The sequence below is a fragment of the Streptomyces sp. NPDC046915 genome (assembly GCF_040644935.1).
Classification (GTDB): Bacteria; Actinomycetota; Actinomycetes; order Streptomycetales; family Streptomycetaceae; genus Streptomyces.
In genome coordinates this window covers 361,743-385,150 of record NZ_JBEYXB010000007.1, presented here as the reverse complement: position 1 = coordinate 385,150, position 23,408 = coordinate 361,743, and the positions used below count along the sequence as shown (strand labels likewise).

21 protein-coding genes are annotated in these 23,408 nt (G+C 71.7%); 2 read left to right on the top strand and 19 right to left on the bottom strand.

Going from position 1 to position 23,408, the window contains the following annotated elements; all coding sequences use genetic code 11:
• Positions 1–341: 341 nt before the first annotated feature.
• Entirely contained in the window at positions 342–1,760 is a 1,419-nt protein-coding gene (locus ABZ915_RS20805) for a transcription antitermination factor NusB (protein WP_361804842.1), read from the bottom strand.
• 81 nt (positions 1,761–1,841) lie between these two features.
• Positions 1,842–2,771, bottom strand: coding sequence for a methionyl-tRNA formyltransferase (gene fmt, locus ABZ915_RS20800; RefSeq protein ID WP_361804839.1), 930 nt, complete (start codon positions 2,769–2,771; stop codon positions 1,842–1,844).
• 288 nt (positions 2,772–3,059) lie between these two features.
• Here fmt and ABZ915_RS20795 point away from each other — a divergent pair, with 288 nt between their 5' ends.
• On the top strand, positions 3,060–3,602 hold the full coding sequence (locus ABZ915_RS20795; protein ID WP_361804836.1) for a hypothetical protein: 543 nt from the start codon (positions 3,060–3,062) through the stop codon (positions 3,600–3,602).
• A 98-nt stretch (positions 3,603–3,700) separates the two neighbouring features.
• On the opposite strand, the gene ABZ915_RS20790 is transcribed toward ABZ915_RS20795, so the two are convergent.
• The 14 genes from ABZ915_RS20790 to pyrR all read right to left on the bottom strand — a co-directional run bounded on the left by ABZ915_RS20790 (position 3,701) and on the right by pyrR (position 20,327).
• Positions 3,701–5,860: a primosomal protein N' gene (locus ABZ915_RS20790; protein WP_361804833.1), complete on the bottom strand. Its 2,160-nt coding sequence runs from the start codon at positions 5,858–5,860 to the stop codon at positions 3,701–3,703.
• 117 nt (positions 5,861–5,977) lie between these two features.
• Positions 5,978–7,186 (bottom strand): methionine adenosyltransferase, encoded by a 1,209-nt coding sequence (gene metK / locus ABZ915_RS20785; RefSeq protein WP_361804830.1) that lies wholly within the window; start codon positions 7,184–7,186, stop codon positions 5,978–5,980.
• 251 nt (positions 7,187–7,437) lie between these two features.
• On the bottom strand, positions 7,438–8,640 hold the full coding sequence (coaBC, locus tag ABZ915_RS20780; protein ID WP_361804827.1) for a bifunctional phosphopantothenoylcysteine decarboxylase/phosphopantothenate--cysteine ligase CoaBC: 1,203 nt from the start codon (positions 8,638–8,640) through the stop codon (positions 7,438–7,440).
• Between the two features lie 100 nt (positions 8,641–8,740).
• On the bottom strand, positions 8,741–9,013 hold the full coding sequence (gene rpoZ, locus ABZ915_RS20775; RefSeq protein WP_005319902.1) for a DNA-directed RNA polymerase subunit omega: 273 nt from the start codon (positions 9,011–9,013) through the stop codon (positions 8,741–8,743).
• 52 nt (positions 9,014–9,065) lie between these two features.
• Positions 9,066–9,623, bottom strand: coding sequence for a guanylate kinase (gene gmk / locus ABZ915_RS20770; RefSeq protein WP_361804824.1), 558 nt, complete (start codon positions 9,621–9,623; stop codon positions 9,066–9,068).
• Positions 9,624–9,660: 37 nt separating this feature from the next.
• Complete coding sequence (locus tag ABZ915_RS20765) at positions 9,661–9,984, bottom strand: integration host factor (RefSeq protein ID WP_003977346.1); 324 nt, start codon at positions 9,982–9,984, stop codon at positions 9,661–9,663.
• A 300-nt stretch (positions 9,985–10,284) separates the two neighbouring features.
• Positions 10,285–11,130: an orotidine-5'-phosphate decarboxylase gene (gene pyrF / locus ABZ915_RS20760; protein WP_361804821.1), complete on the bottom strand. Its 846-nt coding sequence runs from the start codon at positions 11,128–11,130 to the stop codon at positions 10,285–10,287.
• A complete protein-coding gene (locus ABZ915_RS20755; RefSeq protein ID WP_361804818.1) occupies positions 11,127–12,233 on the bottom strand; it encodes a quinone-dependent dihydroorotate dehydrogenase in 1,107 nt (368 codons plus the stop codon). Before ABZ915_RS20755 ends, pyrF begins: the two co-directional genes overlap by 4 nt.
• Before the next feature lie 67 nt (positions 12,234–12,300).
• Entirely contained in the window at positions 12,301–15,609 is a 3,309-nt protein-coding gene (gene carB / locus ABZ915_RS20750) for a carbamoyl-phosphate synthase large subunit (RefSeq protein ID WP_361804815.1), read from the bottom strand.
• Positions 15,602–16,771, bottom strand: a complete 1,170-nt coding sequence (carA, locus tag ABZ915_RS20745; RefSeq protein WP_361804812.1) for a glutamine-hydrolyzing carbamoyl-phosphate synthase small subunit — start codon at positions 16,769–16,771, stop codon at positions 15,602–15,604. The genes carB and carA overlap by 8 nt, the downstream gene beginning before the upstream one ends.
• On the bottom strand, positions 16,768–17,361 hold the full coding sequence (locus ABZ915_RS20740; protein WP_361804809.1) for a hypothetical protein: 594 nt from the start codon (positions 17,359–17,361) through the stop codon (positions 16,768–16,770). The genes carA and ABZ915_RS20740 overlap by 4 nt, the downstream gene beginning before the upstream one ends.
• A complete protein-coding gene (locus ABZ915_RS20735; protein WP_361804806.1) occupies positions 17,358–18,644 on the bottom strand; it encodes a dihydroorotase in 1,287 nt (428 codons plus the stop codon). Before ABZ915_RS20735 ends, ABZ915_RS20740 begins: the two co-directional genes overlap by 4 nt.
• Positions 18,645–18,649: 5 nt before the next feature.
• The gene (locus ABZ915_RS20730; RefSeq protein ID WP_361804803.1) at positions 18,650–19,630 is read right to left on the bottom strand and encodes an aspartate carbamoyltransferase catalytic subunit; all 981 of its coding nucleotides are present in this window, start codon (positions 19,628–19,630) and stop codon (positions 18,650–18,652) included.
• Positions 19,631–19,727: 97 nt separating this feature from the next.
• A complete protein-coding gene (pyrR, locus tag ABZ915_RS20725) occupies positions 19,728–20,327 on the bottom strand; it encodes a bifunctional pyr operon transcriptional regulator/uracil phosphoribosyltransferase PyrR (protein WP_361804800.1) in 600 nt (199 codons plus the stop codon).
• Between the two features lie 254 nt (positions 20,328–20,581).
• Here pyrR and bldD point away from each other — a divergent pair, with 254 nt between their 5' ends.
• Positions 20,582–21,085, top strand: coding sequence for a transcriptional regulator BldD (gene bldD, locus ABZ915_RS20720; protein WP_086170636.1), 504 nt, complete (start codon positions 20,582–20,584; stop codon positions 21,083–21,085).
• Positions 21,086–21,213: 128 nt separating this feature from the next.
• On the opposite strand, the gene nusB is transcribed toward bldD, so the two are convergent.
• Genes nusB through ABZ915_RS20705 form a run of 3 tightly spaced genes read right to left on the bottom strand, consistent with a single transcriptional unit; the run spans position 21,214 to position 23,380 of the window.
• The gene (gene nusB, locus ABZ915_RS20715) at positions 21,214–21,648 is read right to left on the bottom strand and encodes a transcription antitermination factor NusB (protein ID WP_361804797.1); all 435 of its coding nucleotides are present in this window, start codon (positions 21,646–21,648) and stop codon (positions 21,214–21,216) included.
• Positions 21,649–21,650: 2 nt separating this feature from the next.
• Positions 21,651–22,217, bottom strand: coding sequence for an elongation factor P (efp, locus tag ABZ915_RS20710; protein ID WP_361804794.1), 567 nt, complete (start codon positions 22,215–22,217; stop codon positions 21,651–21,653).
• A gap of 56 nt (positions 22,218–22,273) precedes the next feature.
• Positions 22,274–23,380, bottom strand: a complete 1,107-nt coding sequence (locus ABZ915_RS20705; protein WP_361804791.1) for an aminopeptidase P family protein — start codon at positions 23,378–23,380, stop codon at positions 22,274–22,276.
• Positions 23,381–23,408 lie beyond the last annotated feature (28 nt).

The window sequence follows — 23,408 nt, the reverse complement described above, 5'->3', positions numbered from 1 at the left end:
CGCGAGCCTGCTGGCCCGCCGAAGCAGCGCGTCAGCCGGGCCGGCGGACGAAAGGCAACCGGGCCGGCGGAAGACCGCACCGGCCGATCCAGCGGCCCAGCACACCGACCGGCCCGCACACCGACCCACCGGCCCGCCCGGCAGTCCCACGGCCGCGCGAGCCTGCTGGCCCGCCGAAGCAGCGCGTCAGCCGGGCCGGCGGACGAAAGGCAACCGGGCCGGCGGAAGACCGCACCGGCCGATCCAGCGGACCAGCACGCCGACCGGCCCGCACACCGACCCACCGGCCCGCCCGGCGGTCCCACGGCCGTGCCGGGCTGCCGGTCCGGCGGAGCAGCGTGTCAGCCGGTTCGGCGGATGAGGGCCAGGTACATCGCGTCGGTGCCGTGCACATGTGGCCACAGTTGTACGTCGGGGCCCTCGCCCAGTGACGGGACGCCCGGCAGGAGGGGGCGGGCGTCGAGGAGCTCGGTGTCCGGGTGCTGCTTGAGCACGTCCTCGACGACGGCCCGGGTCTCGGCGAGGTGCGGCGAGCAGGTGGCGTAGCCGACGACGCCGCCGACCCGCACCGAGTCCAGCGCGCCGCGCAGCAGGGCGCGCTGGAGCGGCGCGAAGGTCTCCAGGTCCTCCGGGCGCCGCCGCCAGCGGGCTTCGGGCCGTCGGCGCAGGGCTCCCAGGCCGGTGCACGGCACGTCCACCAGCGCCCGGTCGAAGCTGCCGGGCCGCCACGGCGGCCGGGTCCCGTCGGCCGCGATCACCTGGTACGGCCCGGGGTTGCCGGCCAGCGCCTTGGCCACCAGCCCGGCTCGGTGCGGCTGCTTCTCGGAGGCGAGCAGCGTCGCCCCGCGTCCGGCGGCGAGCGCGCCGAGCAGCGCGGCCTTGCCGCCGGGTCCGGCGCATCCGTCGAGCCACTTCTCGTCCGGCCCCTCCAGCGGCGCGTTCGCCAGCGCGAGGGCGACGAGCTGGCTGCCCTCGTCCTGCACCCCGGCCCTGCCCTCCCGCACCGCCTCGACGGCACCCGGCTCCCCGCCCTCGGTGAGCCGCACGGCGTACGGCGACCAGCGGCCGGGCACGGCGGCCTCCTCGCGGAGCAGTTCCTCGGTCGTGGCGCGCCCGGGGCGGGCGACCAGGGTCACCTCGGGCCGCTCGTTGTCGGCCGCCAGCAGGTCCTCTATCCCGGCGCGGCCACCGCCGAGCGAGTCCCACAGCGCGGAGACGACCCAGCGGGGGTGGGAGTGCACGACGGCGAGGTGGTCCTCGGGATCCTCGTCGTAGGGCGGCGCGATCTTCGCCAGCCAGCCGTCGAGGTCGTCCTGCGCCACCTTGCGCAGCACGGCGTTGACGAACTTCGCCCGGCCGTCGCCGAGCACGACCCGGGCCAGCTCGACGGAGGCGGACACGGCGGCGTGCGTCGGGATCCGCGTCCCGAGCAGCTGGTGCGCGCCGAGGCTGAGCACGTCGAGGACGGGCGGGTCGACCTCCCTGAGCGGCCGGTCGACGCAGGCGGCGATGACGGCGTCGTACGTGCCCTGCCGGCGCAGCGTCCCGTACACCAGCTCCGTGGCCAGCGCCGCGTCCCGGGCGTCGAAGTCGCCCTTCTCCCGCGCCTTCCTCAGCAGCGGCGGCAGTACGAGGTTGGCGTACGCGTCCCGCTCGTCCACGGCACGCAGCGCCTCGAAGGCGAGGAAGCGGACGGGGTCCTTCTGGGGACGGCGGTAGGGCTTGGCGGGCTTACTGGGCCGACGGGGCTGCTCGCTCACGAAAAAGGTGCTCCGGGTGTGGGATGGGGTGCGGGGTCCAGCGTACGTCCGGCCGGCACCCGCGCAGGCGGGCCGGGTGCCTCAGCCCAGCGTCTCCGCGTCCGCGATGCGCACACCCCGGGCCCAGTCCGCCGCGCGCATCGGCTTCTTGCCCTGGGCCTGCACCCACAGCAGCTCGACGGCGTACGAACCGGTGCCGGCGTGCACGCTGTTCTTGCCGACCGCCAGCCGCCCCGGGGCGAGGTCCGTCCGCTCGGGCACGGGCGTGACATGGATGAGCTTGAGCCGCTCGCCGCGGAACGTGGTCCAGGCGCCGGGCGCCGGGGTGCAGCCGCGCACGACCCGGTCCACGCGGAGCGCGGGGGCCGACCAGTCGACCTGGGCGTCCTCGACGGTGATCTTGGGGGCGAGGGTGATCCCCTCGGCGGGCTGCGGTACGGCCTTCAGCGTGCCGTCCTCGATGCCGTCCATGGTGGCGGCGAGCAGCCCGGCGCCCGCGAACGCCAGCCGGGTGAGCAGGTCACCGCTGGTGTCGGTGGGCCGGACCTCCTCGGTGACCGTCCCGTAGACCGGGCCCGAGTCCAGCCCCTCCTCGATGAGGAAGGTGGAGGCCCCGGTGATCTCGTCCCCCGCCATGACGGCGTGCTGCACGGGAGCCGCCCCGCGCCAGGCCGGCAGCAGCGAGAAGTGCAGGTTGACCCAGCCGTGCGCGGGCACGTCGAGGGCCACCCTGGGCAGCAGGGCGCCGTAGGCGACGACGGGGCAGCAGTCGGGCGCGATCTCCCTGAGCCGCTCCAGGAACTCCGGGTCCCGCGGCTTGACGGGCTTCAGCGCCTCGATCCCGGCCTCCGCCGCGCGTTCGGCCACGGGGGACGCGACCAGCCTGCGGCCCCGCCCGGCCGGCGCGTCGGGGCGCGTGACGACGGCGGCCACCTCGTGCCGCCCGGAGGCGAGAAGAGCGTCGAGAGCGGGAACGGCGACCTCGGGGGTACCGGCGAAGACGAGCTTCATGGGTGGCAACGGGCCTCTCGGGCGGCGATCGACGGGCAACGCACAAGTCTATGCCGTGATCACCAGCCGCGAGCGGGCGGCCGCCGACGGCGAGCGGCCCACACCGACCCGAGCCTCCGGCCAACTGGAAACGGGTGGTACGCGCGTGGGAGAACGGCGTACGCGCAAGAGCACACGCCCCCACCCCGTTACCAGCGGAGCGCCGACGCGTTGGTCAAGACAGAGTTGACCACATCGGGGCGCGTTCGCGGCCCAGTTCCTTTCAACGCCGGTTCGAGAGGCTTGTTCATGGCCGACCACGCAACCCACGACGCCCAGGCCCGGGCCAGCCTGCACTTGCTGGTGCGGGACATCGAGCGGGTCCGCCGGCAGGTGGAAGCGCTGCGCACGCTCACCGCCCAGCTGGGCAACGTCTACCGCCCGCGCCGCTCCGGCCCCTCCACGGGCTTCGTCGTCTACGGACGCGCCCCCGCCCCGACGGTCCGTCTCGCCCAGGAACTCCGGGACAGTGTCGAGACCCTGGTCACGGCCGCCGTGGACTTCGACCGCTCACTCGGCTTCTCGTGGGACGCGGTGGGCTCCGCGCTCGGGGTCACCAAGCAGGCCGTCCACCGCCGGTACGGCGCCCGCCGCGCCGCGGCCCAGGCGGCCGCCGACGCCGAACGCTCGACGGAGCCGTCGGGCACCCGCACGCTCGATGTGAACACCGCTCTGCCCACGCTGCCGACGGTCCCGGCGGCCCGTTCGATGCCGACCCAGCCGACCGCGGGCAGCCCCACGCTCCGCGAAGAGGCCAGGACCACGGCCTTCCCCGGACCGCGCAACGGCTGACGCAGGGCGCTCCGGTCCCTGCGCACCCGGCCCTCCCGGCACCCGCGTCCGGGAGGGCGGCCGTATGTGCCGGGCCCACCTCGCCCCCGGCCGCGGACTCACCCGATGTCCGGCGGGTCGATCCGCACCCGTACCGGAGCCTCGCCGCTCCCCCGCGCCATCCGCGCGGCCTGCGCCGCCTTCAGCGCGGACGCGAGAGCGGCCCCGCTGCCCGGCGGCACCCGGACCAGCGCCCGCTCCCAGTGCTCCCCGGGAGGCGGTGCTCCCGGCCGCCGGGGCCGCCCGGGAAGGGTGACGGGCACCGGCACGGGCCCCAGCACCTCGGCGTCCGACGGCATTTCGACCGTACCGAGGAATTCCGCGACGGCCTGCGCCGTGCCCGTCACGGCCGCCATCCGCGACACCGGCGGGAATCCCAGCTCGGCCCGCTCGGCCAGCTCCCGCACCGCGTGCCCGACGGGGTCCCAGCGCACCAGCGCCTGCACGGGCCGCAGCGTGGGCTCGGCGACGACGACCACGGTGCCGCCCTCGCCCTGCGGGCGCACCAGCGCCGAGGCCGCGATCCAGCGCCGCAGCGCGTCCTCACCGGCGCGCAGGTCGGGCCGGCCGAGCATGGCCCAGCCGTCCAGCAGCAGGGCCGCCGCATAGCCGCCCTCGGCGACCGGCTCGGCCCCCGGTGTGCTCACCACCAGCGCGGGCGCGGCCGGCACCGTGTCCAGCACATGCTCACGGCCGGAGGTCCGCACGGGTACGGCGGGAAAGGCCCGGCCCAGTTCCTCGGCGGTCCGCCGCGCCCCGACGATCTGGGCGCGCAACCGGAAGCCTCCGCACTCCGGGCAGTGCCAGGCGCCCTCCTCGTGTCCGCACCAGCCGCAGCGCAGAGCCCCGGCGTCCTGCGCCTGAAGCGGCCCGGAGCAGTGCCGGCAGCGCGCGGGGGCCCGGCACTGCGCACAGGCCATGCGGGGCACGTACCCCCGCCGGGGCACCTGCACCAGGACCGGCCCGTGCCGCAGTCCCTCCCGGGCGGCCTGCCAGGCGAGCGTCGGCAGCCGGGCGGCGCGGGCGGCCTCGTCGCGCCCCAGCTCGCCGTCCCCGACGGTACGCACCAGGGGCGCCGTCCGCCGCACCTGCTCACGCCCCGCGATCAGGGGCCGGGCCCAGCCGCTCTCCACGAGCTGCGCCGCCTCCACGGTGCAGCTCCAACCGCCCAGCAGGAAACCGCACTTGTCCAGCGCGGCACGCAGCAGCAGCACGTCTCGGGCATGCGGCTGCGGGGCGTGCTGCTCGCTGTGGCTGTCGTCCCCGTCGTCCCAGACGGCGACCAGCCCGAGATCCCGCACCGGCGCGAACATGGCGGCCCGAGTGCCGACCACGGCCCGCACCGACCCGCGTCGCACGGCAAGCCACTGCGCGTACCGCTTCGCGGGCCCGGCGTCGGCGGTGAGCAGCGCATGCCGCCCCTCGCCGAGCAGTGCGGTCAGCGCGGCGTCGACCCGGGCGGCGGCCCGCCCGTCCGGTACGACGACGAGCGCGCCCCGCCCCGAGGCGAGCGTCGCGGCCACGGCCCGTGCCAGCGCCTCGCTCCACCCGGGCCCGGGCAGCGCGTTCCACACGGCGCGCGGGGCGCCCCCGGAGGCCAGTGACTCGACGAAGGCGGCCCCGTGCTCGTACCCGGCCCACGACCCCGCGTCGGGCACCGTGGGCGGCGGCAGCGGTGCCGGCGAGGGGCGCTGTTCGGCCCGTGCACTGCGCGGCGGCACGGCCAGCTGGAGTACGTCGGCGAGGCTGCCCGCGTACCGGTCGGCGACGGCCCGCGCGAGCCCCAGCAGTTCCTCGCTCAGCACGGGTTCGGGCGAGACGACCTGCGCCAGGGCCGCCAGCGGCCCGGAGTAGTCCGACTCGGCCAGCCGCTCGACGAGAAACCCGTCGATGAGCCCCCCGCCCTCACGGCGCCCTTCCCGCACCCGGCCCCGCCCGGCCCCGAACCGCACCCGGACCCGCACCCCGGGCCGCGCCTGCTCGTCGAGTTCCTCGGGCACGGCGTAGTCGAAGTACCGGTCGAGATGGAGCACGCCCTTGTCGACCAGCACCCGCGCCACCGGCAGTTCCTTGGCCAGCGCGGCCCCCCGCCAGGTCCTCGGCTTGGCCCGCGGCGCCTTCGCCTTCCCCTGCCGGACACCCTCCCGGACGAGCGCGAGCTGCTCCGCCGCCGGGGCCCCTTCGGTCCCGCCGTCCCCCTGCCCGTTCTCGCTGCTCACGCTTGCATTCTTACCAAACTCCACTGACAACCGGCACGGGCCATGATCACGACGGTGAAATGCCGAGGCCCGGCTCCCCAGGGGGAAGCCGGGCCTCGGTGGGAAGCCGTGCCGGACCTACAGGCCCACGGCCTTGCGCAGCGCGTCCACGCGGTCCGTGCGCTCCCAGGTGAACTCGGGCAGCTCGCGGCCGAAGTGGCCGTACGCCGCGGTCTGGGCGTAGATCGGGCGGAGCAGGTCGAGGTCGCGGATGATGGCGGCCGGACGGAGGTCGAAGACCTCGTCGATCGCCTTCTCGATCTTCTCGGTCTCGACCTTGTGGGTGCCGAAGGTCTCGACGAACAGACCGACCGGCTCGGCCTTGCCGATGGCGTAGGCCACCTGGACCTCGCAGCGGGAGGCCAGGCCCGCGGCGACGACGTTCTTCGCGACCCAGCGCATCGCGTACGCCGCCGAGCGGTCCACCTTGGACGGGTCCTTGCCCGAGAAGGCGCCGCCGCCGTGGCGGGCCATGCCGCCGTAGGTGTCGATGATGATCTTGCGGCCGGTCAGGCCGGCGTCGCCCATCGGACCGCCGATCTCGAAGCGGCCGGTGGGGTTGACCAGCAGGCGGTAGCCCTCGGTCTCGATCTTGATGCCCTCGTCCAGGAGAGCCTTCAGCTCGGGCTCGACGACGAACTCACGGATGTCGGGCGCGAGCAGCGACTCCAGGTCGATGTCGCTCGCGTGCTGCGAGGAGACGACGACCGTGTCGAGGCGGACGGCCTTGTCACCGTCGTACTCGATGGTGACCTGCGTCTTGCCGTCGGGGCGCAGGTAGGGGATGGTGCCGTTCTTGCGGACGTCCGACAGGCGCTTCGACAGACGGTGCGCCAGGAAGATCGGCAGCGGCATCAGGGTGGGCGTCTCGTCGGACGCGTAGCCGAACATCAGGCCCTGGTCGCCGGCGCCCTGCTTGTCGAGCTCGTCCTCGTCGCCCTCGACCCTGGACTCGTAGGCCGTGTCCACGCCCTGCGCGATGTCCGGGGACTGCGCGCCGATCGAGACGGACACGCCGCAGGAGGCGCCGTCGAAGCCCTTCTTCGAGGAGTCGTAACCGATCTCGAGGATCTTGTTGCGGACCAGGGTCGCGATGTCCGCGTAGGTCTTGGTGGTGACCTCGCCGGCCACGTGCACCAGACCGGTCGTGATCAGCGTCTCCACGGCGACCCGGGAGGTCGGGTCCTCTCGCAGAAGCGCGTCGAGAATGGTGTCGCTGATCTGGTCAGCGATCTTGTCGGGGTGACCTTCGGTCACGGACTCCGAGGTGAACAGGCGACGGGACACAACGCTCCCTGGGGTTGCAGCGGCTGCTGTCTGATCATTGGCGGACGACGCGGGGGGCTGCGCCCGGCATCGTCCGAGAAACAGCTTATCGGTCGCACTCCGCCGACGGGTCACCTGTCTCGCCTCTCGGGAGCCCTGTGACCTGCGGCACGGGCATTCTGCCCAATGCGCGGCGGCCTTGGCCAGGGCCGCCACGCGACAATGTCATCTTTGACGGTGCCGCCGAACGGCGGAAGCAGAGCCCCTGACGATCAGCCCAGCCGCCCGCTCACGAGGTCCCAGACGATCTCGGCGAGGGCCTCCTTGGGACCGTGCGAGACGGGTGTCTCGCTGCCGTCGGCACCCAGTACGACCGCCTCGTTCTCCTCGGAACCGAAGGTCTTCCGCTCCCCCACCTCGTTCACCACGAGGAAGTCGCAGCCCTTGCGCACCAGCTTCTTCCGGCCGTTGGCGAGGACGTCGTCCGTCTCGGCGGCGAAGCCGACGACCACCTGGCCGGGCCGGGGACGTTCGGCCGAAATCTCCGCCAGGATGTCCGGATTCCGCAGGAGGGTGATCGGCTCGGGGTCCTGGTCGTCCTTCTTCTTGATCTTCCCGGCCGCGTAGGTCGCGGGACGGAAGTCGGCCACTGCGGCGGCCATGACCACGGCGTCGGCGTCGGCGGCCGCCTTCAGCACCGCCTCACGCAGCTGGACGGCCGTGCCCACGGGGACGACGTCCACGCCGGCCGGGTCCGGCAGGCCGGTGTTCGCCGCGACCAGCGTCACCCGGGCGCCCCGCGCGGCGGCCGTACGGGCGAGGGCGTAGCCCTGCTTGCCGGAGGAGCGGTTGCCGAGGAAGCGGACCGGATCGAGGGGCTCACGGGTGCCGCCGGCGCTGACGACGACGTGCCGGCCGGCGAGATCCGGCTCCCTCACCCCGCGGGCGAGGACCCGGCGGCAGACCTCGAATATCTCGGCGGGGTCGGGCAGCCGTCCCTTGCCCGTGTCGACGCCGGTCAGGCGGCCCACCGCCGGTTCGACGACGACGGCGCCCCGGCGACGCAGCGTCGCCACGTTCTCCCGCGTCGCCGGGTGCTCCCACATCTCGGTGTGCATGGCGGGGGCGAAGACGACCGGACAGCGGGCGGTGAGCAGCGTGTTCGTCAGCAGGTCGTCGGCGAGGCCGTGGGCGGCCTTGGCGAGCATGTCGGCGGTGGCGGGGGCGACGACCACCAGGTCGGCCCGCTGGCCGATGCGGACGTGCGGCACCTCGTGGACGTCGTCCCAGACCTCGGTCGAGACGGGGTTGCCGGAGAGCGCGGACCAGGTGGCGGCGCCGACGAAGTGCAGTGCGGAGGCGGTGGGGACCACGCGGACGTCATGCCCGGACTCGGTCAGCCTGCGCAGCAGCTCGCACGCCTTGTAGGCGGCGATGCCGCCGCTGACCCCCAGAACGACCTTCGGCTTGTCCACCGTCTCTCCCCGGCTCGGCAACGTACGGGACCATCACACACCACAGGCCCGGCAGTCGACCTGCCGGGCCTGTGGAAAAACCACCTGCAATGTGAAAGTACTACTGGGCCGGGCCCTCAATGGCCTCGGAGGTCAGCAGACCCGCGTTGATCTCGCGCAGGGCGATGGAGAGCGGCTTCTCGTGGACGTGGGTGTCCACGAGCGGACCGACGTACTCGAGGAGGCCCTCGCCGAGCTGCGAGTAGTACGCGTTGATCTGACGGGCCCGCTTGGCCGCGTAGATCACGAGGCTGTACTTCGAGTCGGTGGCCTCGAGGAGCTCGTCGATCGGCGGGTTGATGATGCCCTCGGGCGCGGTGATGGAAGAGGACACGCTCTACCTTCCGATGGATGGGAAAAGAATCAGTTGATGGTGATCTTCACGATCACACAACGTCCATCAAGGCTAGCAGCTCGCGCGCCACATCCTTGACGGAGGTGTTGACCAGGGTCTCGTCGAACTCCGGCTCGGCCGCCAGCTCGATCTTGGCCGCCTCCAGGCGACGCTCGATCACCTCGGGCGGCTCGGTGCCCCGGCCGGTGAGTCTGCGCACGAGCTCCTCCCAGGAGGGGGGAGCCAGGAACACCAGCTGCGCCTCGGACATAGACTCGCGGACCTGCCGGGCACCCTGGAGGTCGATCTCCAGGAGGACCGGCACGCCGTCCTCCAGGTGCTCCAGCACGGCCTGGCGGGGCGTGCCGTAGCGGTTGCCGGCGAATTCGGCCCACTCCAGCAGCTCGCCGTTGGCGATCAGCTTGTCCATCTCGTCGTCCGTGACGAAGAAGTAGTGGACACCGTGCTTCTCGCCTGGGCGCGGCTTACGGGTGGTCGCCGACACCGAGAGCCAGACCTCGGGGTGTTCCTTGCGCATATGGGCGACGACCGTGCTCTTACCGACCCCGGAGGGGCCGGAGAGCACGGTCAGCCGCGGACGTTCACTCATGCAGCGATTATTCCAGCAATCCCGGTATGCCCGGGACTCAGGAGCCGGTGCTCCCGAACTCGCGCTCCAGAGAGGCGATCTGGTTGGAACCGAGGCCACGCACGCGGCGGCTCTCGGAGATCCCGAGTCGCTCCATGATCTGCTTGGCGCGGACCTTGCCCACGCCCGGGAGGGACTCGAGCAGGGCGGAGACCTTCATCTTGCCGATGACGTCGTTCTCCTGGCCCTGCTTGATGACCTCGTGAAGAGAGGCGCCGGAGTGCTTGAGTCGATTCTTGACCTCGGCCCGCTCCCGGCGAGCCGCGGCGGCCTTTTCGAGCGCGGCTGCGCGCTGTTCAGGGGTAAGGGGCGGAAGAGCCACGCCTACGTCACCTCGGATGTCGAACTGTCGGATACGGACCGGTGAGGAACCTAGTCGCCCCACACCTGGGGAGCTACGAGCAACACGCTTGCCCGTTCACTCTGCTCGGAGACTAGCGGGCAAGTCCGCCAGAGTCAGCGAGAACAGCGGAAAAGTCCTGGTCAGCCTCCGCCAGGCCGGACATTTCAGACATAATGCCCTCGATTTGAGGATGTATTCACACTCAAGTCGTCCCCGAAGCCCCCGCCGGAGCACTCATCGGAGGACTCCGCAAGGGCTCCGCACGGACCCCGCACGGTCTCAGGCGCCCGTCACGGCGGCCCGGATCTCCTGCGCGAACCGCCCCGCGGCCGCGCGCAGCGCGCCGACCTCGGGACCGTGACGCAGAACACCCCGGCTGACGTTCGGAACGACGTTGCGCACCGCCGGCCCGAACACCCGGGGAAGATCGGCGGGCGTCGCCCCCTGGGCCCCGACGCCGGGGGCGAGCAGCGGGCCGTTGACGTCGAGGTCGTACGACGACAGGTCGCCCAGCGTGGCGCCCACGACCGCGCCGAAGGACCCCAGCGGCTCCTCCCCCGCGTTCTCCGCCGCCAGGTGGGCCAGCATCGTCGCGCCGACGTTGCGCCCGTCCGCGCGGACCGCGTGCTGCACCTCGTGCCCCTCGGGGTTGGAGGTGAGCGCCAGCACGAACAGGCCCGTGCCGCTCTCCCGGGCCAGCGCCACGGCCGGGCTCAGGGAGCCGTAGCCGAGGTAGGGCGAGACGGTCAGGGCGTCCGAGAACAGCGGGGCGTCCTTGTGCAGGAACGCCTCGGCGTACCCGGCCATGGTCGAGCCGATGTCGCCGCGCTTGGCGTCCATCACCACCAGGGCGCCGGCCTCGCGCGCCTCCCGCACCGACGCTTCCAGGACGGCGATGCCGCGCGAGCCGAAGCGCTCGAAGAAGGCGCTCTGCGGCTTCAGGACGGCGACCCGGTCGGCCACCGCCTCGACGACGGTGCGGCTGAACCGCTCGAGCCCGGCGACGTCGTCGTTCAGGCCCCACTCGGCGAGCAGGGAGGCGTGCGGGTCGATCCCGACGCACAGCGGGCCGCGCTCGTCCATCGCGCGGCGCAGACGGGCGCCGAAGGGCTCGTGGGACGTCATGCGGGCTTCCTCACGTCGGCGCCGACCGCGTCGGCGAGGGTGGCGTACGGGCTGGTGCGCAGGCGGGCCGCCAGTCCCTTGTGGATCGCTCGGCCCCAGAAGGGCCCCTCGTAGATGAAGGCGCTGTAGCCCTGGACGAGCGTGGCGCCCGCCAGGATGCGCTGCCAGGCGTCCTCGGCGTCCTCGACGCCCCCGACGCCCACCAGGGTGATGCGGTCGCCCACGCGCGCGTACAGGCGGCGCAGCACCTCCAGGGAGCGTGCCTTCAAAGGCGCACCCGACAGCCCGCCGGCCTCCTTCACCAGAGAGGGTTGGGATGTCAGACCGAGCCCCTCGCGCGCGATGGTGGTGTTCGTGGCGATGATCCCGTCCAGACCGAGTTCGGCGGCCAGGTCGGCGACCGCGTCGACGTCCTCGTCGGCGAGGTCCGGCGCGATCTTCACCAGCAGCGGCACACGGCGCCCCGGCACGACCCGGTCGGCGGCCTCGCGCACGGCGCTCAGCAGCGGCCGCAGCGCCTCGGTGGCCTGGAGGTTGCGCAGTCCGGGCGTGTTCGGGGAGGAGACGTTGACCACCAGGTAGTCCGCGTACGGGGCCAGCCGCTCGGCCGACTTCACGTAGTCGCCGACCGCCTCGGCCTCCGGGACCACCTTGGTCTTGCCGATGTTCACGCCCACGACCGTCCTGAAGACGGGTTCACGGGTGGCGAGGCGGGCGGCGACCGCCAGCGAGCCGTCGTTGTTGAAGCCCATACGGTTGATCAGCGCACGGTCCGCGACGAGCCGGAACAGCCGCTTCCTGGGGTTGCCGGGCTGCGGCTCGCCGGTGACGGTGCCGATCTCGACGTGGTCGAAACCGAGCATCGACATGCCGTCGATGGCGACCGCGTTCTTGTCGAAGCCGGCGGCGAGCCCGAAGGGGCCGTGCATGCGCAGCCCGAAGGCCTCGGTGCGCAGCTCCTCGTAGCGGGGCGCGAGGGCCGCGGCGACGAAGGTGCGCAGCACCGGGATGCGGACGGCGAGCCGGATCCACCGGAAGGCGAGGTGGTGGGCCTTCTCGGGGTCCATCCGTTTGAAGACCAGACGGAAGAAGAGCTTGTACATGTCCAGATGTCCTCGTGAGGCCTCATGACGAGGGGGACACCGTTCCCGGTGTCCCCCTCGTCGGCTGCTAGTCGCGGGCCGCGGTCAGGTGTTCCGCGTGTTCCTGGAGCGATCGGACGCCCACGTCACCGCGGTTCAGGGCGTCGATGCCCTGGACCGCCGCGGCGAGCGCCTGGACCGTCGTCAGGCAGGGCACGGACCGGGCCACGGCCGCCGTACGGATCTCGTAGCCGTCGAGGCGGCCACCGGTGCCGTACGGGGTGTTGACGATGAGGTCGACCTCGCCGTCGTGGATGAGCTGGACGATGGTCCGCTCGCCGTTCGGGCCGGTGCCCTCGGACTGCTTGCGCACGATCGTGGCGTTGATGCCGTTGCGCTTGAGGACCTCGGCCGTGCCGGAGGTGGCGAGCAGCTCGAAGCCGTGCGCGACCAGCTCGCGCGCCGGGAAGATCATCGAGCGCTTGTCGCGGTTGGCGACCGAGATGAAGGCGCGGCCCTTGGTGGGCAGCGGGCCGTACGCCCCGGCCTGCGACTTGGCGTACGCGGTGCCGAAGACGGAGTCGATGCCCATGACCTCGCCGGTGGAGCGCATCTCCGGGCCGAGGACCGTGTCGACGCCCCGGCCCTGGATGTCGCGGAAGCGGGACCACGGCATGACCGCCTCCTTGACGGAGATCGGCGCGTCCAGGGGCAGTTCGCCGCCGTCGCCGTGCCTCGGCAGCAGGCCTTCCTCGCGCAGCTCGGCGACGGTCGCGCCCAGCGAGATCCGGGCGGCGGCCTTGGCCAGCGGCACCGCGGTCGCCTTCGAGGTGAAGGGGACCGTGCGGGACGCGCGCGGGTTGGCCTCCAGGACGTAGAGGATGTCGCCCGCCATCGCGAACTGGATGTTGATCAGGCCGCGGACGCCCACCCCGCGCGCGATGGCCTCGGTCGAGGCACGTAGCCGCTTGATGTCGAAGCCGCCCAGCGTGATCGGGGGCAGGGCGCACGCCGAGTCGCCGGAGTGGATCCCGGCCTCCTCGATGTGCTCCATGACACCGCCGAGGTACAGCTCCTCGCCGTCGTACAGGGCGTCGACGTCGATCTCGATGGCGTCGTCGAGGAACCGGTCGACCAGCACCGGCCGGGAGGGGCTGATCTCGGTCGACTCGGCGATGTAGGTGGCCAGCCGGGTCTCCTCGTAGACGATCTCCATGCCGCGCCCGCCGAGCACGTACGAGGGCCGGACCAGGACCGGGTAGCCGATCTCGTCGGCGATGGCCTTGGCCTCGTCGAAGGTGGTGGCCGTGCCGTGCTTGGGCGCGGGCAGGCCGGCCTCCGCCAGGACCCGGCCGAAGGCACCGCGGTCCTCGGCGGCGTGGATGGCCTCCGGGGAGGTGCCCACGATGGGCACGCCGTTGTCCTTCAGGGCCTGCGACAGCCCCAGCGGGGTCTGGCCGCCCAGCTGCACGACGACGCCCGCGACCGGACCGGCCTGCTGCTCGGCGTGCACGATCTCCAGCACGTCCTCGAGCGTGAGCGGCTCGAAGTACAGGCGGTCGGAGGTGTCGTAGTCCGTGGAGACGGTCTCCGGGTTGCAGTTGACCATCACAGTCTCGTACCCGGCGTCGTGCAGCGCGAAGGAGGCGTGCACGCAGGAGTAGTCGAACTCGATGCCCTGGCCGATGCGGTTCGGGCCGGAGCCCAGGATGATGACCGCGGCCTTCTCACGCGGCGCGACCTCGGTCTCCTCGTCGTAGGAGGAGTAGAAGTACGGCGTCCTCGCGGCGAACTCGGCGGCGCAGGTGTCGACGGTCTTGTAGACCGGGCGGATGCCCAGCGCGTGCCGGACCTCGCGGACGACGTCCTCGCGCAGCCCGCGGATCTCGGCGATCTGCTGGTCGGAGAAGCCGTGCCGCTTGGCCTCGGCGAGGAGCTCGGCGGTGAGCTCGGGCGCCTCGGCCAGCTCGTCGGCGATCTCCTTGAGGAGGAAGAGCTGGTCGACGAACCACGGGTCGATCTTCGTGGCCTCGAAGACCTCCTCGGGGGTGGCACCCGCGCGGATGGCCTGCATGACGGTGTTGATGCGGCCGTCGGTGGGGCGCACGGCCTGAGCCAGCAGGGCGGTCTTGTCGCCGGTCTCGCCGGTGAAGGCGAACTGGCTGCCCTTCCTCTCCAGCGAGCGCAGCGCCTTCTGGAAGGCCTCGGTGAAGTTGCGGCCGATGGCCATGGCCTCGCCGACCGACTTCATGGTGGTGGTCAGCGTGGAGTCGGCCTGCGGGAACTTCTCGAAGGCGAACCGCGGCGCCTTGACGACCACGTAGTCGAGGGTCGGCTCGAAGGACGCCGGGGTCTCCCGGGTGATGTCGTTCGGGATCTCGTCGAGGGTGTAGCCGACGGCGAGCTTGGCGGCGATCTTGGCGATCGGGAAGCCGGTCGCCTTGGACGCGAGGGCCGAGGAGCGGGACACGCGCGGGTTCATCTCGATGACGATCACCCGGCCGTCCTCGGGGTTCACCGCGAACTGGATGTTGCAGCCGCCGGTGTCGACGCCGACCTCGCGGATGACGGCGATGCCGATGTCGCGCAGGATCTGGTACTCGCGGTCGGTCAGCGTCATCGCGGGCGCGACGGTGATCGAGTCGCCGGTGTGCACGCCCATGGGGTCGAAGTTCTCGATGGAGCAGACGACCACGACGTTGTCGTGCTTGTCGCGCATCAGCTCCAGCTCGTACTCCTTCCAGCCGAGGATGGACTCCTCCAGGAGCACCTCGGTGGTCGGGGAGAGCGTGAGGCCCTGCCCGGCGATGCGGCGCAGCTCGTCCTCGTCGTGCGCGAAGCCGGACCCGGCGCCGCCCATGGTGAAGGAGGGGCGGACGACGACGGGATAGCCGCCGAGCGTGTCGACGCCTGCCAGGACGTCGTCCATGGAGTGGCAGATGACCGAGCGGGCGGACTCGCCGTGCCCGATCTTCCCGCGCACGGCCTCGACGACGTTCTTGAAGAGGTCGCGGTCCTCGCCCTTGTTGATCGCCTCGACGTTGGCGCCGATCAGCTCGACGCCGTACTTCTCGAGCGTCCCGGCCTCGTGCAGCGAGATCGCCGTGTTCAGGGCCGTCTGGCCGCCCAGGGTGGGCAGCAGCGCGTCGGGCCGCTCCTTGGCGATGATCTTCTCGACGAACTCCGGGGTGATCGGCTCGACGTAGGTGGCGTCGGCGATCTCCGGGTCGGTCATGATCGTCGCCGGGTTGGAGTTGACCAGTACGACCCTCAGACCCTCGGCCTTCAGGACGCGGCACGCCTGGGTGCCGGAGTAGTCGAACTCGGCGGCCTGGCCGATGACGATCGGGCCGGAGCCGATGACCAGGACGGACTGGATATCGGTGCGCTTAGGCACGCTGGCCCTCCATGACTGTGCTCATCAAAGACGTGAAGCGGTCGAACAGGTAGGCGGCGTCGTGCGGGCCGGCCGCCGCCTCGGGGTGGTACTGGACGCTGAAGGCCGGACGGTCGAGGAGCTGGAGGCCCTCCACCACGTTGTCGTTCAGACAGACGTGGGAGACCTCGGCGCGGCCGTAGGGGGTGTCGGACACCTGGTCGAGCGGGGCGTCGACGGCGAAGCCGTGGTTGTGCGCGGTGACCTCGACCTTGCCGGTCGTACGGTCCTGCACGGGCTGGTTGATGCCGCGGTGGCCGTACTTCAGCTTGTAGGTGCCGAAGCCGAGGGCGCGGCCGAGGATCTGGTTGCCGAAGCAGATGCCGAAGAGGGGGGTCCTGCGCTCCAGCACGCCCTGCATGACGGAGACGGCGTGGTCGGCGGTGGCCGGGTCACCAGGTCCGTTGGAAAAGAAGACTCCGTCGGGGTTGACGGCGTAGATGTCCTCGACGGTGGCCGTGGCCGGGAGCACGTGCACCTCGATGCCGCGCTCGGCCATGCGGTGCGGGGTCATGCCCTTGATGCCGAGGTCGACGGCGGCGACGGTGAACTTCTTCTCACCGACCGCGGGGACGACGTACGCCTCCTTGGTGGCGACCTCGGCGGAGAGGTCGGCGCCCTTCATCTCGGGGGCCTGGCGGACCTCGGCGAGCATGGTGCCCTCGTCGGGCAGGGCGTTGCCGGAGAAGATGCCGACGCGCATGGCGCCGCGCTCGCGCAGGTGGCGGGTGAGGGCGCGGGTGTCGATGCCGGAGATGCCGACGACGCCCTGCGCGGCGAGTTCCTCGTCCAGGGAGCGCCTCGAGCGCCAGTTGGACGGCACGCGCGCGGGGTCGCGCACGACGTACCCGGCCACCCAGATGCGCTTGGACTCGGGGTCCTCGTCGTTGACGCCGGTGTTGCCGACGTGCGGGGCGGTCATCACCACGACCTGGCGGTGGTAGGAGGGGTCGGTGAGGGTCTCCTGGTAGCCGGTCATGCCGGTGGAGAACACGGCCTCGCCGAAGGTCGCCCCCACGGCCCCGTAGGCCCGGCCGCGGAAGATCCGGCCGTCCTCCAGGACGAGTACGGCGGGAGCCGCCTTGTGCCTCTGGGAGGCGGTTCCCCTGGTGGAGGTCGTCATCGTTCGGCGCCTTCCGTGCTGGTTGTCTTGATCATGGAATTGATGGCGGTGACCCACTCATGCTGCTCGGCAGCGCGGTCCGAGCGGAACCCCGAGTCGATCAGCCGGTCGCCGTGCTGCCAGGTGACGATCAGCAGCCCGCCCTCGGTGAGGACCTTGCCGGCGATGCCCTTGTCGAGCCGGGCCTCGCGCAGCGCGGCGGTGGGGACGAAGAAGTCGGCCGCCCCGGGGCGTACGACGTCCAGGCCCGCGTCCGTCAGGGTGAGCTCGGCCCGGCTGCGGGTGCCCAGGCCGTGCGCCACGATGCGGTCCAGCCACTGACCGGCGGTGGTGGAGCCGTGGTAGCGGCCGGTCATGCTCAGTTTCACCGGGCCGGGGTCGTCCGGCGAGGTGGGGAGCTCCGGGAGGTCGCCCTGGAGGGTGCCGCGCCACTTCCAGCCCTCGCGCATCAGCCAGTAGACGAGCGCGACGAAGAGGGCGAGTCCGACGAGCCAGCCGATGCGGGCGGCCCAGTCGGTCACATCGGCCGATTTCTTGTCGGCGGCCAGTCCGGTCGCGAGTCCGGCCGCGAGCCAAGTTGCAGGTGTCACGTGAGCTTCCCGTCGACGAGCGTGGCCTTGCCCCGCAGCCACGTGTGGGTGACACGGCCCGGCAGCTCGCGTCCCTCGTACGGGGTGTTGCGGCTGCGCGAGGCGAAGCCCGCGGGGTCCACCAGGCCACGGTAGGCCGTGTCGACGAGGGTGAGGTTGGCGGGCTCACCTGCCGAGACGGGCCGGCCGTGGCCCCTGGCCTGTCCGATCCGAGCGGGCTTGACGGACATCCGGTCGGCGACGCCGGCCCAGTCCAGCAGGCCCGTGTCCACCATGGTCTCCTGCACCACCGACAGCGCGGTCTCCAGACCGACCATGCCCATGGCGGCCGCGGCCCACTCGCAGTCCTTGTCCTCGTGCGGGTGCGGGGCGTGGTCGGTGGCGACGATGTCGATCGTGCCGTCGGCGAGCGCCTCGCGCAGGGCGTGCACGTCCCGCTCGGTGCGCAGCGGCGGGTTGACCTTGTAGACGGGGTTGTAGCTGCGCACCAGCTCGTCGGTGAGGAGCAGGTGATGCGGGGTGACCTCGGCGGTGACCTGGATGCCGCGGGACTTCGCCCAGCGGACGATCTCCACGGATCCGGCGGTCGACAGGTGGCAGATGTGCACGCGGGAGCCGACGTGCTCGGCGAGCAGCACGTCCCGGGCGATGACCGACTCCTCGGCGACGGCCGGCCAGCCCCCGAGCCCCAGCTCGGCGGAGACGACGCCCTCGTTCATCTGGGCGCCCTCGGTCAGCCGCGGCTCCTGCGCGTGCTGGGCGACGACGCCGCCGAAGGCCTTCACGTACTCGAGCGCCCGGCGCATGATCACGGCGTCGTCGACGCACTTGCCGTCGTCGGAGAAGACGGTGACCCCGGCGGCCGACTCGTGCATCGCGCCCAGCTCGGCGAGCTTGCGGCCCTCCAGGCCGACGGTGACGGCGCCGATGGGCTGTACGTCGCAGTAGCCGTGCTCCTGCCCGAGCCGGTAGACCTGCTCGACCACGCCGGCGGTGTCGGCGACCGGGAAGGTGTTGGCCATGGCGAACACGGCCGTGTAGCCGCCGGAGGCCGCCGCGCGGGTGCCGGTGAGGACGGTCTCGGAGTCCTCTCGGCCCGGCTCGCGCAGGTGGGTGTGCAGGTCGACCAGGCCCGGCAGGAGCACCTTGCCGCCGGCCTCGACGACCTCCGCTCCCTCAGCGGACAGCCCGGTGCCGACCGCCTCGACGACCTCGCCGTCGATCAGCACGTCCTGCGGCTCGCCGCCGAGCAGCTTCGCACCACGGATAAGGATCTTGCTCATGGGTGTTACTTCTCCTCGATGGTGCGGGCGTGGGTGACGGCGGGTTCGTTGCCGCCGAGCAGCAGGTACAGGACGGCCATCCTGATGGAGACGCCGTTGGCGACCTGCTCGACGACGGTGCAGCGCTCGGAGTCGGCGACCTCCGCGGTGATCTCCATGCCGCGGACCATCGGGCCGGGGTGCATCACGATGGCGTGCTCGGGCATCCGCGCCATGCGGTCGCCGTCGAGGCCGTAGCGCCTGGAGTACTCACGCTCGGTGGGGAAGAACGCCGCGTTCATGCGCTCACGCTGGACGCGGAGCATCATCACCGCGTCGGACTTCGGCAGCGTGCTGTCGAGGTCGTACGACACCTCGCACGGCCAGGTCTCGACGCCGACCGGCACCAGGGTGGGCGGCGCGACCAGGGTGACCTCGGCGCCGAGGGTGTGCAGCAGGTCGACGTTGGAGCGGGCGACCCGGCTGTGCAGGACGTCGCCGACGAGCGTGATGCGCTTGCCGGACAGGTCCTGGCCGATCCCGTCGTCCCGGCCGACCAGCCGGCGGCGCATGGTGAAGGCGTCCAGCAGGGCCTGGGTGGGGTGCTGGTGGGTGCCGTCGCCGGCGTTGATGACGGCGGCGTCGATCCAGCCGGAAGTGGCCAGGCGGTAGGGGGCTCCGGAGGCGCCGTGGCGGATGACGACGGCGTCGACGCCCATGGCCTCGAGGGTCTGGGCGGTGTCCTTCAGGGACTCGCCCTTCGACACCGACGATCCCTTGGCGGTGAAGTTGATCACATCCGCGGAGAGGCGCTTCTCGGCGGCCTCGAAGGAGATCCGGGTCCGGGTGGAGTCCTCGAAGAAGAGGTTGACGACCGTGCGGCCGCGCAGGGTCGGCAGCTTCTTGATGGGCCGGTCGGCGACCCGGGCCATCTCCTCGGCGGTGTCGAGGATCAGGACGGCGTCGTCGCGGGTGAGGTCGGCGGCCGAGATGAGATGACGCTGCATCTGTCAGGCTCCGTAAGGCAGTTCGGATTCGGGAGATTCCGGGCAGACAGGGACACGGCGAGGGGACGTACGGCCCGAGGGGCCGCACGCGCGCGTGCTACTGCCGGGCGGTCGGCTTCACACCGAGCAGCACGGTGTCGCGACCGTCCTCCTCGGCGAGCTGGACCTTGACCGTCTCCCGCAGCGACGTGGGGAGGTTCTTGCCGACGTAGTCGGCGCGGATGGGCAGTTCGCGGTGACCGCGGTCGACGAGGACCGCGAGTTGCACCGCGCGCGGGCGCCCGATGTCGTTCAGGGCGTCGAGGGCGGCACGGATGGTGCGGCCGGAGAAGAGCACGTCGTCGACGAGGACGACCAGGCGGCCGTCGATGCCGTCACCGGGGATCTCGGTGCGGGCCAGCGCGCGCGGGGGATGCAGGCGCAGGTCGTCGCGGTACATGGTGATGTCGAGCGATCCCACGGGCACCTTGCGGTCGGTGATCTGCTCGAGCTTGGCGGCCAGCCGCTGGGCGAGGAAGACGCCCCGGGTCGGAATGCCGAGGAGCACCACGTCGTCGGCACCCCTGGCGCGCTCGACGACCTCGTGGGCGATGCGGGTCAGCACGCGCGCGATGTCGGGGCCTTCGAGAACGGGCCGCGCATCGGACGCCTGCGCGTCCGGCTTGTCTCGCCTGTCTTGCTTGTCTTGCTTGTCCATACGAAACGGACCTCCTTCTCCGCCTCACGGGACGGACCTTAAAGGACGTCGGAATTGCGCCATCCACCGTAGCAGGTCCCTCGCACGCCCCCGATCACCCCCTTGGCGCAATGCGTCGCCGCTACCACGGAAGAGTCGCTGCGGACCATTCGGCTTGACGCAGAAGAGTAACTCTGCGTAACCTCACAGTGAGTTACCAGCCGCGCGGCATGGAAACGCAGCCAGCCGCGTCGACACAGTGTCCGGGGAGCTATATGTCCAGCGAATACGCCAAACAGCTCGGGGCCAAGCTCCGGGCCATCCGCACCCAGCAGGGCCTTTCCCTCCACGGTGTCGAGGAGAAGTCCCAGGGTCGCTGGAAGGCCGTGGTGGTCGGTTCCTACGAGCGCGGCGACCGCGCCGTGACCGTGCAGCGCCTTGCCGAGCTGGCCGATTTCTATGGCGTTCCTGTGCAGGAGCTGCTGCCCGGCACCACGCCGGGCGGCGCCGCCGAGCCGCCGCCGAAGCTGGTCCTGGACCTGGAGCGGCTGGCCACGGTGCCGGCCGAGAAGGCAGGTCCGCTCCAGCGGTACGCCGCGACCATCCAGTCGCAGCGCGGTGACTACAACGGCAAGGTGCTGTCGATCCGGCAGGACGACCTGCGCACACTCGCCGTCATCTACGACCAGTCGCCCTCGGTCCTCACCGAGCAGCTGATCAGCTGGGGCGTGCTGGACGCGGACGCGCGCCGTGCCGTGGCGACCCACGAGGAGAGCTGAGCCCCTCAGCGCCTCAGCAGAAACGTGCCGCCCGCACGTGTGCCCATATGTGCACAAGGCAGAACGCCGGAGGGCCCGCAGCAGCCAAGCTGCGAGCCCTCCGGCGTTCTCGTGTCGCGGTGCCTCTCTCAGGCCTCGTCGCGGCGCAGCGAGGGCTTCAGCTCCTTGAGCCGGCCGAGCAGGCCGTTGACGAACGAGGGCGACTCGTCCGTGGAGAACTCCTTCGCGAGCTGCACCATCTCGTCCAGGACGACGGCGTCCGGGGTCTCGTCCACCCAGATCAGCTCGTAGGCGCCCAGGCGCAGGATGTTCCGGTCGACGACCGGCATCCGGTCGAGCGTCCAGCCGACCGAGTACTGGGCGAGCAGCTCGTCGATCCGCTTCGCACGCTCGGCGTAGCCCTCGATCAGCTGCATCGTGTACTCGCTCACCGGCGGCTGCCGGGGGTCTTCCCGGGAGAGCCGGATCCAGTCCGCGAGGACCGTCAGGACGTCGGCGCCGCGCTGGTCGCCCTCGAAGAGGATCTGGAAGGCGCGCTTGCGGGCCGTGTTGCGGGCAGCCACGGTTAGCTGTTCACCCGGCCGAGGTAGTCGCTCGTACGGGTGTCGACCTTGATCTTCTCACCGGTGGTGATGAAGAGCGGGACCTGGATCTGGTGGCCGGTCTCCAGGGTCGCGGGCTTGGTGCCGCCGGTGGAGCGGTCGCCCTGGACGCCCGGCTCGGTCTCCTGGATGACGAGCTCGACGGCGGCCGGGAGCTCGACGAAGAGCACCTCGCCCTCGTGCTGCGCGACGGTGGCCGTGAAGCCCTCGATGAGGAAGTTGGCGGCGTCGCCGACGGCCTTGCGGTCGACCAGGAGCTGGTCGTACGTCTCCATGTCCATGAAGACGAAGTAGTCGCCGTCCATGTACGAGAACTGCATGTCGCGCTTGTCGACAGTGGCCGTCTCGACCTTGACGCCGGCGTTGAAGGTCTTGTCGACGACCTTGCCGGAGAGCACGTTCTTGAGCTTGGTGCGCACGAAGGCCGGGCCCTTGCCGGGCTTGACGTGCTGGAACTCGACGACGGACCAGAGCTGGCCGCCTTCGAGCTTGAGCACCATGCCGTTCTTGAGGTCGTTCGTGGAAGCCACGGTTGCGGAATCTCCTGGACTGACGTACGACCCTGGGGCAGGCGCACAGCGCGAGGCTAGAGCGCGAGCAGCTCCTTGGTCGTGATGGTGAGTAGCTCGGGTCCGCCGTCCGCCTCGGGGCGCACGACGAGCGTGTCATCGATCCGGACGCCGCCCCGGCCCGGGAGGTGGACCCCCGGTTCGACGGTGACCGGCACGCAAGCGTCCAGTTTACCCATGGCCGAGGGAGCCAACTGCGGGTCCTCGTCGATTTCGAGTCCCACACCGTGTCCGATGAGCGGCGGCAGGCCCTGTGCGTACCCGGCGGAGTCCAGCACCTGGCGTGCCGCGCGGTCCACGTCGCGGTAGGCCGCACCGGGCGCCAGGGCCTCCCGTCCGGCGCGCTGCGCTGCGAAGACGAGGTCGTACAGCTCGATCTGCCAGTCGGCCGGCGAGGTGCCGATGACGAACGTCCGGCCGATCTCACAGCGGTATCCGCGGTAGGTGGCCCCCAGGCAGACGGACAGGAAGTCGCCCTCCTCCACCCGCCGGTCGGTGGGCCGGTGTCCGCGCCGGCCGGCGTTCGGGCCGGTGGCGACGGAGGTCGCGAAGGCGGGCCCGTCCGCTCCGTGGTCGACCAGGCGCCGCTCCAGCTCCAGGGCGAGGTGCCGTTCGGTGCGGCCGACCAGGATCGACTCCAGCAGCTCGCCGAGGGCCTGGTCGGCGATCTCGGCGCCGATGCGGAGGCAGGAGATCTCCTCCTCGTCCTTCACCACCCTCAGCTGTTCCACCGCGACGCCGAGGTCGGCGAGGCGGAGTCGGGGTGCGACCGAGGACACGGCTTTGTACCGCGTCACGGTGAGATGGTGCTCCTCCACGGCGAGGACGTCGGCGCCCTGGGCCGCGGCGAGGTCGGCCGCCGCGACCGCGGTGTCGCCACCGGGTGAGGGCAGGGTCTGCACGCGCAGGTTCTCGTCCGGCCGCCCCTCGCCGGGGCGGTCGTCGGGCGGGGCGGCGCAGACCAGGAGGTCCTCGCGCCTGCCGAGGAGCAGAACTGCGTCCTGGGGGGCAGCGCCCGCCAGGTAGCGCACATTGGCGGGGCGGGAGATGAGCGCTGCCGCGGTACCGGCCGCGTTGCAGCAATCCCTCAGCCGGGATCGGCGGGTCGCGTACACCTCTGACATGAGACGAGCGTAGGAGTTCTGACCGATT